At 58.4% G+C, this 14,356-nt stretch carries 11 protein-coding genes and 1 pseudogene; 7 read left to right on the top strand and 5 right to left on the bottom strand.

The genetic code is table 11. From position 1 onward, the window contains the following. The first annotated feature begins 17 nt into the window (after positions 1 to 17). The 4 genes and pseudogenes from VGM18_15160 to VGM18_15175 all read left to right on the top strand — a co-directional run bounded on the left by VGM18_15160 (position 18) and on the right by VGM18_15175 (position 4,037). The gene (locus VGM18_15160; GenBank protein ID HEY3974343.1) at positions 18 to 299 is read left to right on the top strand and encodes a hypothetical protein; all 282 of its coding nucleotides are present in this window, start codon (positions 18 to 20) and stop codon (positions 297 to 299) included. Positions 300 to 502: 203 nt separating this feature from the next. Next, the gene (gene pruA / locus VGM18_15165; GenBank protein HEY3974344.1) at positions 503 to 2,098 is read left to right on the top strand and encodes an L-glutamate gamma-semialdehyde dehydrogenase; all 1,596 of its coding nucleotides are present in this window, start codon (positions 503 to 505) and stop codon (positions 2,096 to 2,098) included. 270 nt (positions 2,099 to 2,368) lie between these two features. Next, complete coding sequence (locus VGM18_15170; protein ID HEY3974345.1) at positions 2,369 to 2,797, top strand: hypothetical protein; 429 nt, start codon at positions 2,369 to 2,371, stop codon at positions 2,795 to 2,797. Between the two features lie 304 nt (positions 2,798 to 3,101). Beyond that, positions 3,102 to 4,037 (top strand): annotated as a pseudogene (locus VGM18_15175) (serine hydrolase domain-containing protein). Positions 4,038 to 4,154: 117 nt separating this feature from the next. On the opposite strand, the gene VGM18_15180 reads toward VGM18_15175, so the two are convergent. The 3 genes from VGM18_15180 to VGM18_15190 all read right to left on the bottom strand — a co-directional run bounded on the left by VGM18_15180 (position 4,155) and on the right by VGM18_15190 (position 6,643). Next, the gene (locus VGM18_15180) at positions 4,155 to 5,192 is read right to left on the bottom strand and encodes an aldo/keto reductase (GenBank protein HEY3974346.1); all 1,038 of its coding nucleotides are present in this window, start codon (positions 5,190 to 5,192) and stop codon (positions 4,155 to 4,157) included. Positions 5,193 to 5,548: 356 nt separating this feature from the next. Continuing rightward, complete coding sequence (locus tag VGM18_15185; GenBank protein ID HEY3974347.1) at positions 5,549 to 6,223, bottom strand: response regulator transcription factor; 675 nt, start codon at positions 6,221 to 6,223, stop codon at positions 5,549 to 5,551. Between the two features lie 96 nt (positions 6,224 to 6,319). After that, positions 6,320 to 6,643: a PilZ domain-containing protein gene (locus tag VGM18_15190; GenBank protein HEY3974348.1), complete on the bottom strand. Its 324-nt coding sequence runs from the start codon at positions 6,641 to 6,643 to the stop codon at positions 6,320 to 6,322. Between the two features lie 482 nt (positions 6,644 to 7,125). Here VGM18_15190 and VGM18_15195 point away from each other — a divergent pair, with 482 nt between their 5' ends. Beyond that, entirely contained in the window at positions 7,126 to 8,637 is a 1,512-nt protein-coding gene (locus VGM18_15195) for a trypsin-like peptidase domain-containing protein (GenBank protein HEY3974349.1), read from the top strand. A gap of 202 nt (positions 8,638 to 8,839) precedes the next feature. Next, positions 8,840 to 9,025: a hypothetical protein gene (locus VGM18_15200; GenBank protein ID HEY3974350.1), complete on the top strand. Its 186-nt coding sequence runs from the start codon at positions 8,840 to 8,842 to the stop codon at positions 9,023 to 9,025. Between the two features lie 34 nt (positions 9,026 to 9,059). On the opposite strand, the gene VGM18_15205 is transcribed toward VGM18_15200, so the two are convergent. Together VGM18_15205 and VGM18_15210 are read right to left on the bottom strand one after the other, a co-directional pair. Continuing rightward, positions 9,060 to 10,052 carry a cytochrome D1 domain-containing protein gene (locus VGM18_15205; GenBank protein ID HEY3974351.1) on the bottom strand — a complete coding sequence of 331 codons (993 nt, stop codon included), beginning with the start codon at positions 10,050 to 10,052 and terminating at the stop codon, positions 9,060 to 9,062. Between the two features lie 182 nt (positions 10,053 to 10,234). After that, positions 10,235 to 12,208 carry an HD domain-containing phosphohydrolase gene (locus VGM18_15210; protein HEY3974352.1) on the bottom strand — a complete coding sequence of 658 codons (1,974 nt, stop codon included), beginning with the start codon at positions 12,206 to 12,208 and terminating at the stop codon, positions 10,235 to 10,237. Positions 12,209 to 12,553: 345 nt separating this feature from the next. Here VGM18_15210 and VGM18_15215 point away from each other — a divergent pair, with 345 nt between their 5' ends. Further along, a complete protein-coding gene (locus VGM18_15215; protein ID HEY3974353.1) occupies positions 12,554 to 14,320 on the top strand; it encodes a S8 family peptidase in 1,767 nt (588 codons plus the stop codon). Positions 14,321 to 14,356 lie beyond the last annotated feature (36 nt).

A 14,356-nucleotide genomic window follows, 5' to 3' on the forward strand; every position in this document is an offset into this window, starting at 1 on the left:
ACGGTTAGGACAAATCCATGACAGCGCAAAACAAGAAAGCTCCGATGAACTTCAAAACCATGGTGCAGGTGGATGTTCCGCAGGGACGTAACGGAAAGCATAAGCTGGTTGTGACACGTATCCTCTCGGATCTCGATCAACTGGCGCCCGGCATTGCCTTGAAAGTGCCGCTCGCGGAATTGGTGGAAAGTAAGGAGAAGGTTCGCTCCGCGCTGAATCGGGCGATTCACAAAACCGGACGCGGCGTCGCCACGGCCAGCGATGCCACCTTCCTCTATGTCTGGAATGAAAGCGCGTAGTTTGTCGGCGTCCATCGTCGGGCCGGGCAAAGATCAAAGCGTCGAAAGCGTCGAAGAAGTATTTCCTTCTCGTGCTTCGCATAGGATCATAAGGCTCGATCACGGCGAGGCGGATGCACCCGAGATCCTCGCCGCCCTCCGAGGTGTAAAATGCCTTAGAAGACTCCTACTTTTCTCATCCCCAGTTCGAAAGGATCTCCCCCATGGCAACGTTGGAAGCCCCCGTCCGACCTCGCACTACGATGCATCTTGGGCCGTTTGTTACTGAGCCTTTTTACGATTTTCGCAACGAAGAGAACGCGCGGCGCATGCGCGCGGCCATCGCCAAAGTCCGAGGCCAGCTCGGACGCGAGTACGACCTGATTATTGGCGGCAAGCGCGTCAAGACCGCGGACAAGATCAAGTCGCTGAATCCGTCGCGGCCGTCGGAAATTGTCGGCATTCATCAGAAGGCGGGCAAGGATCATGTGGAGCCGGCCATGAAGGCCGCGCTCGCAGCCTTCGAATCGTGGAGCCGCATCAGCGTCGAAGAGCGCGCCAGCCTGCTGTTTCGCGTGGGTGACCTGCTGCGGCAGCGCAAGATGGAATACATGGCGTGGCTGGTCTTTGAGGTCTCGAAGAACTGGGCGGAAGCGGACGCCGATATTTCCGAGACCATCGATTTCTGCGAGTTCTACGGCCGCGAGGCGCTGCGCTTCGCCAAGGCGCAGACGCCCATCCAACTTCCCGGCGAGCGCGATACGCTGATGTACATTCCGCTGGGTGTGGGCGCGGTGATTCCGCCGTGGAATTTTCCCTGCGCAATTATGGCCGGGATGACCCTGGCCTCGATCGTCAGCGGCAACACGGTCATTCTGAAGCCGTCGAGCGATTCGCCGACCATTGCCGCGAAGTTTTTTGAGCTGCTCGAAGAAGCCGGGATGCCGGAGGGCGTGGTCAATTTCTGTCCCGGAGCGGGCGCGAGTTTCGGCGATGCCGTAGTCGCGCATCCCAGGACGCGCTACATTGCGTTCACCGGTTCGCGCGAAGTTGGGTTGCACATCAATAAAGTTGCGGCAACGCAGGCTCCCGGGCAGATCTGGATCAAGCGGACGATTCTCGAGATGGGCGGCAAGGACGCCATGATCATCGACGCCGACGCCGACATCGACTCGGCGGTCGAAGGCACGGCGCAAGCTGCTTTTGGATTTCAAGGCCAAAAGTGCTCGGCGTGCTCCCGCGTGATCGTCGATGAGCGCATCTACGATAAATTTCTCGAACAATTGAAAGCGCGAGTTGAAAAGATCCAGGTGGGCGACGTCACCGAGAACGCCGCCATGGGCGCGGTGATCAATGAAGGCTCGATGAAGACGATTCTCGAATACATCGAGCAGGGCAAGAAAGATGGCCGGCTCATCACCGGTGGCGAACGCGCTGCCGATGCGGGCGAAGGTTACTTTATCAGGCCGACGGTATTCGCCGACATTCCGCCGAAATCAAAGCTCGAGCAGGAAGAAATCTTTGGGCCAGTGCTGGCGGTGATTAAGGCGCGCGGTTTCGATCACGCGCTCGAAATCGCCAACGACACCGAGTTCGGCCTGACCGGCGCAGTGTACACCAAGTCGCGGGATAAGATCGACCGCGCGATTCGCGAGTTCCACGTCGGCAACTTGTACATCAACCGCAAATGTACGGGCGCGATGGTGGGCGCGCATCCTTTCGGCGGCTTTAATATGTCGGGAACGGATTCTAAATCGGGTGGCCCGGATTACTTATTTCTGTTCACGCAGGCGAAATCGGTGGGCGAGAAGCTTAGCTGATTTTCTTAGCAGGATTCCTTCCCGGGATACTGAGAAAATTCTCGGGACCGGATTTCCACAGCCCAAAACGGTCCTGCGAGTCAGCCTCCTGTATGAATGAATCGCATCGGGATTACCTGAACCGATTAAGATGAACCTATCAACATGAACCTATCGAGATGAACCGATCAAGATGAACCCGGCCAGCCAATATTCCGAGTCCTAATTTCCGTGTCAACATGAACTGGGCCCAAAGCATCAAACCGGAACACCGTCTGTGCGGAGGCGCCTATGTTGTATGTTCTGCGGTTGACGAGTGGAGACTGCATCGTCACCGCTGCCCGGAACGAAGTAAATGCCCGCGAGCAGGCCAGCAGTCTGGGACTGGAGGCGGGTGAGAGCGTCGCGAGCGCACGGCCGATGTCCAGATTCGCTCTGCGCTTGTCTCCTACCGACAACGGGTCTCTGGAGGTGAACTCCTGGGACGACTCCACGCTCGACGATATTCTGATGAACGAGTACCCCCTGTTGAATAAAGCGTTTCGAACCGCGAACTCGGTGCGGTTTATGCCATCGCCGAATTCGCAAAAGCCTCTGCTCGAACAACTGCGGGATGCGCACGAGCAGAACCTGGAGATCATTCGAAAAGGTCTGCACCAGGAGCTGGAAAGGCTGGTTCAGGAGTCGGCTGTCTCGGCACGAAAGGCAGCTCGCAAGTAACGCTGCTGCGGCAAATGTTCTTCGGGGACAATTGACAACAGCGTACACTCAGGCCGAGGTATCCCATCATCGCCTCTTCCGGCAGCTGCGCATGTGTTCTGGGCATGGTTCTGTGGGCCCTGGCCGCCATGCCGATTCTCAGCTGTGACTCTGCGAATACGAATTCGCCCCAAAATCTGAACTCGCTGCTCGATCCCATCCGCCAGAAATATGATTTGCCGGCCCTTGCAGGAGCCATTGTCACGAGCAAGGGACTCTCCGCTGTGGGAGCGATCGGCGATGCAAGTACGGGACTAACACTCCGGTCGGCGTTAACGACGAATTCCATCTCGGCTCCGATACCAAGGCCATGACCGCGACTTTACTGGCAACTCTCGTCGAGGAAGGGAAGCTCTCGTGGAGCACGACGCTCGATGAAGTGTTTCCTGAACTTGTACCAAAGATGAATCCAGCGTACCGGAAGGTCACGCTCGATCAACTGCTCTCGCATCGCGCCGGTTTTACGGATGCGAGCTGGCCCGCCGGAAAAACTTTCAGTGATGTGCACAGTCTGCCGGGGACGCCGCGGGAGCAACGCGCGGCTTACATTGCAATGATATTGAGCGAGCCTCCGGTCAACGAGCCGGGCAGCACGTTTCTCTACTCGAATCGCAGTTATGCCGTGGCCGGGGCGATCGCGGAGAAGGTTGCCGACATTTCCTGGGAAGCGCTGATGCAGACGCGCATCTTCGATCCGCTCGACATGAAGAGCTGCGGATTTGGCGCGATGGGAACTCCAGGAGCGAATACCGATCAGCGAAATATCGATCAGCCGTGGCAGCACAAGGTTGACGGGGGAACACACAACGCGATCGAACCCGGCCCGCGAGCGGATAATCCGCCGGCGATCGCGCCCGCCGGAACGGTGCACTGTTCGATCATCGATTGGGGAAAATTCATCACGGCGCATTTGCGCGGGGAGCAGGGTGAGGCGGGAATTCTGAAGCCGGAGACTTTCAAGCGTCTGCACACGCCGCCGTTCGGCGGAGACTACGCCTTCGGCTGGATCGTTGTGGATCGCCCCTGGGCAGGCGGACGCGCCCTTAATCATGCCGGAAGCAACCTGCAAAATTACGCCGTCGTGTGGATGGCGCCGGCAAAAGATTTCGCGGTGCTGGTCATGACCAATCAGGCCGGCGGCGATACCTTCAATGCCTGCGATGCGGCGGCCGGCACACTGATTAGTCATTACTCGAAGTAGTAAGCCACACAAGGGTGGAGAGGTCTACGTGGAGAGGTTCGTGTGGAGCGGGCACTCCTGCCCGCTGCTTTTGGCTCTGGCCCTTTGACTTGGGCCTAACCAACTCCCCTACCATATTCACTCTGCGCTGCCGAACGGCAAGGGATTGCGCTCGGTAAACTGGCGCTGATGCCAATAAGGATAAATTGGAGGCACGTCGGTGGCGCGGTCCAGTTCGGCTATTTGCCCGGATGTCAGCGCCCATCCGGTTGCGCCGAGATTCTGCCGCAACTGTTCTTCGTTACGCGCACCGAAAATTACGGTGGAGATTGTGGGCCGCTGCAGCAGCCAGTTCAACGCGACCTGGGTCACAGTTTTCCCAGTTTCCCTGGCAACGTCCTCGAGCGCGTCGACCGCCCTGAATAAATATTCATCCGGCACTTGTGGCCCCTTATCGGCAGTCTTGTGTAGTCGGCTTTCTTTCGGCAACGGCTGGCCGCGGCGAATTTTCCCGGTCAGCCGTCCCCAGCCCAGCGGACTCCAGACCAGCGCGCCCACACCTTGATCGAGACCCAGCGGCATCAGTTCCCATTCGTACTCGCGGCCGATCAGCGAGTAGTAGACCTGATGGCCAACATAGCGCGGCCAGCCATAGCGGTCGGACACGTTCAGCGATTTCATCAGGTGCCAGCCGGAAAAATTCGAACAGGCGATGTAGCGGACCTTTCCGCTCTCCACTAGTTGGTCAAGTGTGCTCAGCACTTCCTCGATCGGCGTGAGCGCGTCGAAGCCGTGCAAGTGATAGATGTCGATATAGTCGGTCCCCAGGCGGCGCAGGCTCGCTTCACACGCCTGAATTAGATGGTGACGCGATGAGCCCAGATCGTTCGGACCGGGCCCCATGCGGAACGTTGCCTTGGTGGAAATCAAGACCTTGTCGCGCCTCCCGGCGACTGCTTTACCGAGAATCGTTTCGGAGCGGCCGTCTGAATAAACATCCGCCGTGTCGAATAGATTTACACCGGCTTCCAGACAGATATCGACGAGCCTGGTGGCCTCGGCAACATCGCTGGCGCCCCAGGCTTTGAAGAATTCGGTGCCGCCGCCGAATGTGCCAGTGCCGTAACTCAAGGCGGGAACTTTAAGTCCGGATCGTCCAAGCTGCCGGAATTTCATGGAAGGTAGATGCTGGAGGAGCAGTAACGATGCACGCCAAGGGGAAACCAAGTCCGGAGCTGGCACTCTGGAATTTCACAGAGACGGTTCTACCGTCGTATTCGGCAAACAAATAAGTAAAACAATTCAATCCTTTCGGCAGCGGTAGTACGGGAGGATTCATTCCTTACGCAGCTTTAATATCGGATCGGGATGGCAACTTATACGGCACGACCGTCGAAGGGGGAACGGCCGGGGGGGATCTGTTTTCAAGTTCACGCCGTAGCTTCCGACGGAGAGATTCTCACGCTCTACAGTGCTGAAACTTAGAAACCAGAAAGGCCGCCCGCAGGCGGCCCTTTGAACATAACTGAAAGCTACGGCGCAACTCCTGCCGGCGGTTGTGGCACCGCGCCGGTTGTTGTGGCGGCTGCGGCTTCGTTCAGAATCCTGTGGTGAATGGTGAACAGCGCCAACTCCAACCGGTCCGACACGCCGATCTTGTCGTAGACGTTGCGCAGGTAATTCTTGATGACCTGCTCGGTGGTGCCAAGCTGCGTCGCGATTTCTTTGTTCTTGTAGCCCTGAACAATGAGCGCGACGATGCGCAGTTCTTTGGCGGTGAGGCGGTCGCGCACCCGCAGGCCGACCATATCGTTTTCGGTGAGTTCGCTGGGCACGGCGACATCCTGCACCCAGGTTTCGCCGCGCGCGACTTTGCGCACGCAATCGACGAGCGCCGCGCTGGTCACGTTGCGATAAACCACCCCGTGAGCGCCGTTCGACATGTGCCGCTGTGCGCTTTCGCCGGTATCGGCGAGCACAATCACGCGAGTCTTGGCTTTGTTGGCGGCGACGACGATCGCGGCGAAGTCATTATGAAATCCCGCGGCCACCACCAGCACCGCGGCGCGAAACTTGTCGAGGGCCATGAACATCTGTTCAGGCGTCTGGGCTTGGGCCACAATCCGCATTTCATCTTCCACGGCCAGCACTTTGGCTATGCCCGCCCGGAAGATCGCCTGGTTATCGGCCAGAATCAGTTTGAGCATGTTGTTAACGCTCCACAAAAGTCTTGTTCAGAATGACTTGGTCAAACTAGCTAGTATGTTCACGAAAAGAATCTTGTTCACACGCCTTCTCAACGGCTATGAGTTCCTGACGAACTCGTAGGAGTCGATCACGCAGGCTACGCCGCGCCCTTCGCCGCCCTCGCCGGTTTCATCGGCGCGCACCACCCGGCCCTTGCACTGGATGGTGACATTCTCCTGGCCACCGGTCATCTCCGGGGGCAGCGTGATTTCAAATTCCACCGGCGAACCGATTTGCATCGAGGAATCCGCGCGAATGTAGACTCCCGCCGCGCTCAGATTGCCGGTCACTCCTTTGGCGTCTCCGCCGGTTTCGCCCTGATGAATCTTAATCGGCAATTCCAGCGGGAACCGTTTTCCGGTCCGTGCTTCTTCGCCCACGGTACCTCCTCTAGGCTGGCCTGTCGTCTTCTTCTCGTCTGCGAATGAGGCCAACATTATTCCCATCACCCACGATTCGATCACACAATTGGACCAAGCTTCTGAAAACATTAGAAAGCTCGGCAAAACCAAGCTCCTGGCGGGCGCAAGCCCACTTTTGTGCTCACGCTGGGTTATATCACGAAAGACACTCGTGTAAAAGCCTGATAACCCATTAGTTAACGGTAGCAACTAGGTTCCCCCTGAGATGAGCGTATTAGTAGCGCCGCCGTCCCGGCGGCTGTCCGGCGGGCGTCTCGCCCGCCGCGCTAAAGCTACCCATGTTAAGAGTTTTTGGCCCATTCCGCTTACCCCACACCGGACGCCCTCGGGACAGCCGCGAGGACAGCGGCGCTACGATGATGCCGACTGAACGACGGGGGCAGGCCTTGCGTGATAGTGTTTTCTTCAGACAGCCTCGAGCGAAACAGGAGTGCATGAATATGACGATCTGGAATGGAACCAGCAATTCTCAAGTTCGATCTCTTCCAACTTTGATCGTCGTCATTGCGCTCTTTATCGCAACAATGGGAATCGCCGTCGCGCAAACCGCGCAGAAGCCCGCGGCCCAGGCTCCCGGACAAAAGAGTACCGTTCCGGCCGCCGAGGATGCGAAAGCTTCCGAGCCACCTAACGTTCTGGTGCAACTGAATGGCGCGCTGGAAGCTTTGGCGGCCAGAGTGTCGCCGGCCGTGGTACAGATTCTCGTGACCGGCTATGGACCCCTGCGGGAGGAGGATCGGTCGCAGACCGCATTGATCGTCCGCCAGCATGCGGTAGGCTCGGGTGTAATCGTCGACTCCAACGGTTACATCATGACGAACGCTCACGTGGTCGAAGGCGCGCAGCGCATTCGCGTCGCCCTGCCGCTTCCGATGGGCGATTCCGCCGGTCAGGTTCCCATTGGCAAGCGGAGAATTCTGGAGGCCCATCTCATCGGGCAACATAAAGAATCCGATTTGGCGCTGCTGAAAATTGACGAGACCGCTTTGCCGACGCTGCCATTGATCAGCCAACAGCGGCCGCATGTGGGCCAGTTGGTGTTCGCAATTGGCAGTCCGGAAGGCTTGCAGAATTCGGTGACCATGGGCGTCGTCAGTGCACTCGCGCGCCAGCCCGACCCCACGAAAGCTATTACCTACCTGCAGACCGATGCTCCCATCAATCCCGGCAACAGCGGAGGCCCGTTGGTGGATATGAACGGTGCCGTCCTCGGGATCAACACGTTTATTCTGTCTGAAGGCGGAGGCAGTGAAGGTCTGGGATTTGCCATTCCGGCGCGCATCGTCGATTTCGTGTATCGCAGCCTGCGCAAGCATGGCCACGTGCATCGCGTAGAAATTGGCGCGGGCGCGCAGGAGATTACGCCCACGCTGGCCGAAGGCCTGCATCTGCCGCAGCATTGGGGCGTGGTGGTGGTCGATGTAACGCCGGACGGCCCTGCCGCCGCCGCGGGTCTGAAAATTCAGGATATCATCCTTTCCGCCGACGACCGGCGCATCGAAACTCTGCCGTCGCTCACGTCAGCTCTATATCTGCATCGTCTCGATCAGGTGGTGAAGCTGGAAATTCTTCGCGGCAATGAAAAGAAAACTCTGTACGTGCCGGCCATTGAGGCCCGCGATCACATGGACGAACTTCTCGACACCGTGAATCCTGAGAATAGTTTGATTCCCCGGCTGGGAGTTTTGGGCATCGATATTACCGACGACATGCGATCCCGATTGTCGCTGCGAATTCCAACTGGAGTGATCGTGATCGGACGGGCCGCCGACCTGATCATGCCCGATACCGGTTTACAGGCTGGCGACATCGTTCATCAATTGAATACTACGCCGATCGATTCCATTGCGACGCTGCGTGCGGCGCTGGCGGCGCTGAAAACCGGCGATCCTGTGGTGCTGCAAGTCGAGCGCTCGGCAGGGTTGCTGTATGTGAGCTTTGAGCTGGAATAACTATGGCGCGGACCTTGGCAGTGGTTCAGTTTTGCTTGCTAAACTGGATTGTGATCCCCAGCGGAGCCGTTCTTCAGGCGCAGAGAGGGATCTCCCGCTTTACCGCCCGGTGCGAAGCCAAACTGCACCAAGACCGGATATTGCTCGCTGCTCGATAGTGATCTTGATTTGGGTAGGATTAGCTAACGCATCCAAAGCTGCCATGAAAAAGCTCACGACTCACGACGTCAAAACGACCGATTCCAACCCGATCGAAAAGCCGTGCGTGGCTGTGAAAGTGAGCCCTTCGAGCCGAAAGGGTCCTCGAAAACTAGGCATCTTGAAAGGCAAGCTGGCAGTCGGCCCGGAATTTTTCGAGCCTCTTCCGCCGGATGAACTCGCCGGCTGAGAATAATGTCATTCATCTCTCGCCCGACTGTCCCCTACTCTGCCCAGGCCAGGCCGTCGGCGTACTTGCCGGTAGCGATCTGCGCCTGAACTGTCCACTGCGCCAGATCAATCGCCGCAACTTTCCCCGCGCCGGCGCAGGATACATAAGCCACCTTCCCATCGGGCCGAATCAAAATTTCCTGCGGCTTCTCGCCGACGTCGATGTTGCGAGCGACTTTCATGGTTTGCAGGTCAATGACCGACACCTGGTTCGTAGCCGGTATCGCGATCAGCAGCCAGCGGCCGTCAGCCGTGGCCGCCGAGCCGTAACCAAAGCCTGGCAACGCCACCCACGTTTTCACTCTCCTGGCTGCCGTATCGATTACTGCCAGCTGCGGTTTGGTTTGATCGGCGGTGAATACCAGCTTGTCGTCGGCGGAGATAGAAATTCGCTGGGCCTCGCCCGACACCGGAATGATCGCGAGCGTCTTGCGGCCAACCATGTCGAGCACGGAAACAGTGCCCGGTCCCACGTTCGACGTGTATCCGAGTCGTCCGTCGTGCGACAGCACCAGCATGTGCGACTGCTCCTGCCCGGTCGGAACCGCGCCCACAATCTTTCGGGTGCGTGGGTCGATGATGATCACGGTCTTGTCCAATTCGGTCGTGACATAGAGCATTCCGCTCGCCGGATCGAGCAGCGGGAAGTGGGGCCGCACGCCGTGGCCGAAATCGATGTCGCCGACGATCGAGCGCGATGGCAGATCGATGACGAGCATATCGTGTCCATCGATACCCGGCTTGCCGACGCCGGTGTTGCCGTAGATCGGTACAAACGCCGTGCGGCCATCGGCGGAGGCCGCGATTTCGTGGCCATGCACCCCGACAACTTTCTCGTCGATGGTCGCCACCTGTTTCGCGGTGACGGGATCGACGATGCTCACATTGGTGTCGCCTTGATTCACGACCAGGAGAGACTGCGCCGTGACGCTGGCTGAAAGAAAGACAAGAAGAGTTGCCAGTGCTGAAATCGGAAGGAGTCGCATAGCGGGAAAGTATAACGCAGCAATGAGGTCCAATCCGCATGTAGCGCCGCCGTCCCGGCGGCTGTCCGGCGGGCGTCTCGCCCGCCGCGCTGGGAGCAAGCGTACCGCAAAAGGTTTTAACTTGATTTCGCTTTCTGCGCCGAGGGCGGGACGCCCTCGTGACAGCCGCCGAGACGGCGGCGCTACTTTGCTCCCGCGGTGGTGGCGACGGCTTTGGGTTTGGTCGCAGTTTCGATCGCGATTCCCATCCCCGCACCAATTTCTTCCACTACGCGCAGATCGTCTGGAGTGAACGCGTCGGCTGCGGCGCGATAGAGAGCCAGCACAGCCGCAACTCCAGCAGTTCCCTCGAGCGGCACCGCCAGAGCGGAGCGCAGCGTGCTGAACTTTGTATTCTGCTCGGTATTCTGCTGTGTATTCTGCCGGCTGGAACTGTTCAGATAGCCGGGCTCCACCGATGGATTGCCGTTGAGGATGGCTTTGTGATTTTGCGCGACCCAGCCCGAGAGTCCTTCACCCTCGGGAATTCTCAGCGACGAGAATAAGCGGAAATTATCGCCGCTCACGAACTCGGCTGCGAGTGCGCCATTCTTCGCGCAGTACACCGCCATGGAATCGTGCGGCACCAGCCGTTTTAGACGCACCGCGAGCAGGGAAAGAATGTCTTCGGACCGCAGCGCGGATCCCGATTGGCGGTTGAGATCGAGAATTTCACGTCCCTGCTCACGCGCCGCCGAAATGCGCCCCGTCGAATCCGCGGAGTCGGAAGCATCGGCCGGCGCTTCGGCAGACTCGGCGAATCCCGCGTCCGGAGCCAGGCCACGTTCCACCTTGATATCCGTCGACAACTTCGGCGGAGATTGCAACGGTTGCTCGTTGGCCAGTTTCTCGAGCTCGATGTAGCGGCGTCGCAGAATCTTCACCACTTCCGGATCGAAGGCTTTTCCCGCATCCGCCGCGACCTTTGCCATAGCTTCGTTCAAGGGCAGCGCCTTGCGGTATTGCCGGTCGGAAGCAAGCGCATCCAGACAGTCGACGGCGGAGAGAATACGCGCGCCAATCGGGATCGCCTCCCCGGCTAAGCCATGCGGGTAGCCGCTGCCATCCCATTTTTCGTGATGAGCGCGCACGATCGGCACCACGGGATACGGAAAATCGACTTGCTCCAGAATCTCCGCGCCCACGATGGGGTGGATTTTCATCTTCTCGAATTCTTCCGGCGTCAGTTTCCCCGGCTTCGAAATAATGTGTTCGGGAACGGCCAGCTTGCCGATGTCATGCAGCACGGAAGCGGCGCGCAGGGCTTCGGTTTCGTCCTCGCTGAGGCCCAGGTCCTTGGCGAGTTCCATGGCATAAACGCGTACGCGCTGCAAATGTTCGCCGGTGGTTTCGTCTTTGGCTTCGATGGCGAGTGCAAGAGCTTCGATGGTTCGCAGGTGAAGACTCGAAACCTGCTCGGCGTGCAGTTTCTCGGTTTCGAGCTTGCCCAGGTAAAGCCGATACGAGCGATACATCAAATAAATCGGCGGCAGAACCAACAGAGACGATTGCCAGCCGATGTGCCCGTTCAAGAAGTGAACCAGGCCCGCCGCCGCCGCTCCCACGATGTAGTAGGGAAATGACCAAAGATAAATGTCAGTCCAGACTTTAAAAACGGCCTTGTCCTCGGTCAAGCCGATGATTGTCGACATGGCGCCCGTATTGAGGGCGAAGTGCGTAATGGCGGCGACCAGAAGCGCGAGTGGCCCGGGTGCGTGCAAAATGTACAGCACCACGAGCTTATAGGCGCCGTAGGCTACCGCGCTCGATACCGTCACTTGCGAAAGATTGAAGATGAGTTGCACCAGCTTCACTTGGCGCGCGGGGCGCCAGTAAAACTGGCCGATCGTGGCCGCCAGCCCAATCAGCAAAGTTTCGGGCAGGCTTAGTTCGAGAATTCCGAGCAGGGTGAACAGGAAGTTCACCGACATCGTGCCTTCGACGCCCGGCAAGGTCACTTTGAGCGACGAGGCCAGCAGCGCCGCGATCAGGTAACACGCGAACTTCACCGGATCGCTGGAGTGCCAGTGCGAGAACGCCAAAGCAAAGCACACGGCCGCGGCAAATGCTACGCCGGAGATAAACACACGTGCGCCAATGAAACGTCCCCAGGACATGATAGTTAACTGAAATTTTCAACCAAGAATAGGAGGCTGTCCGCCCAAAACGTCGCTTTCCGATTACCAAAGGTTACCGGAGGGTTCCAAGTTAAATGAGTCATTTACAAAGGGAGCAACAGGGCCGGACGGGCGTCTGAACAGTTTCCACGTCGGGACAAGGTGTCCCACGCCCGCGCCATGGGACAAAGTGCCCTTTGTCTGTGCCAAGCAATACGGCCTAAGCCGCTGATAAGTAAGGGTAAAACTGTACCGCCTTTGGGCTTGCACCTGCATATCTATAGGTCACTTGCGGAGTAGTTACGCGCCCTGAGGCGCTCGAGTAGGAAATACGAGTGGGGGAATATGAAAAGAATCGTGCTTCTAATCTTGATCGTGCTGCTGGGGTCGGTAAGTCTGGCCCACGCCGGCACCGCCAGCAATCCAAAACTTTCGCCGGAACTGCAAAACTATAACGGCAGCCAGCAGGTCCAGGTGATCGTGCAATACGCACCCGGAACCCAGCTGAATTGCAGCGGGCTCCTCGGATTGGTCGGTTGCCTGCTCAATGACATTCTGAAGCTGGGGGGCACAATCCTCGGCGACTTGCCGCTGGTGAATGGCGTGGTTGCGCTGCTCGACGGCAACGGAATCCACAACCTGGCGAACCAGTCCAACGTGTTATATATCAGCAGCGACCGGCCGCTCGCGCCGTCGCTCAATAACGCCGCCGCCGCCGTAAATGCCGAGTATGCCTGGCAGTCCAATTACACCGGGGCCGGTATTGGCGTGGCCCTGATCGACAGCGGAGTGAGCAATAACCTCGATCTGTATGGCGGGCTGCTTTCGCGAGTGGTGTATCAACAGTCGTTCGTCGCGGGCGATTCGAACCCGCACGACCTTTACGGACACGGCACGCACGTCGCCGGCCTGATCGCTGGCGATGGCTTTAACTCCACCGGCTTTCTCTATAACAAGACCTTCAAAGGGATTGCCCCGGGAGCGAAGATCATCAATCTGCGAGTGCTGGATGCGAACGGCGCGTCCACCGACAGCGTTGTGATCGCCGCCATCAACCAGGCAATTTCTCTGAAATCGAAGTACAACATTCGCGTCATCAATCTGTCGATGGGCCGTCCTATCTACGAATCGTATACGCTCGATCCGCTGTGCCAGGCAGTGGAGAAGGCTTGGAAGAGTGGAATCGTCGTAGTCGTGGCCGCGGGCAACAATGGCCGCTTTCAGCAGACCGATGGCTATGCCACGGTTACCTCGCCCGGCAATGATCCTTACGCGATCACCGTGGGCGCGATGAAGACGATGGGAACGCCAACGCGAACCGACGACCTGATCGCCAGCTACAGTTCCAAAGGCCCGACGGTTGTGGATGCAATCGCCAAGCCCGACCTGGTCGCGCCGGGTAATTTGTTGGTCTCAATCGGGGCTCCGAATTCGACGCTCTATAACCAATATCCCGGCAATCAAGTGCCCTACAGCTATTACGTGAACGGCGGAAACAGTGCATCGTCGCCCAATTACTTCACTCTGAGCGGCACCAGCATGGCCGCGGGCGTAGTCAGCGGAGCGGTCGCGGACCTTCTTCAGAAAAGTCCCAGCCTTACTCCCGATCAGGTGAAGGCGCGGCTGATGTTGACGGCCTATAAGACGTTTCCGGTTTCCAGCAGCACCACAGATCCGACCACCGGCATCACCTACACCGACCAGTATGACGTGTTCACGGTGGGCGCCGGCTACCTCGACGTGGAAGCCGCGCTCAGCAGCACGGTAGTAGCGAAGGGAACCGCAATGTCGCCGGTAACGTCGTATGACGCGAGCACCGGCAACGTCTATCTCAACGACAACCCGACTGCCGTCTGGAATACATCCGCGACCTGGGCGAACTCGGCGGTGTGGGGATCGACGCAGTTCACCGCCGGTGCGCAGTCGGCGACCATGACCGGCACCAACGCCTTATGGGGCAGCAATGCCTTGTGGGGGTCCAATGCGCTCTGGGGATCGAACGCACTCTGGGGCAGCAACGCGCTGTGGGGAAGTAACGCCCTCTGGGGAAGCAACGCGTTGTGGGGCAGCAATGCTCTCTGGGGTAGCAGCGCCTCAGCCGGCGAACAGTAGAAGTTCAGACAACTCGCGAGACAAGGCCGCGATTCC

It is taken from the genome of Candidatus Sulfotelmatobacter sp. (genome assembly GCA_036500765.1).
Lineage (GTDB): Bacteria > Acidobacteriota > Terriglobia > Terriglobales > Acidobacteriaceae > Sulfotelmatobacter.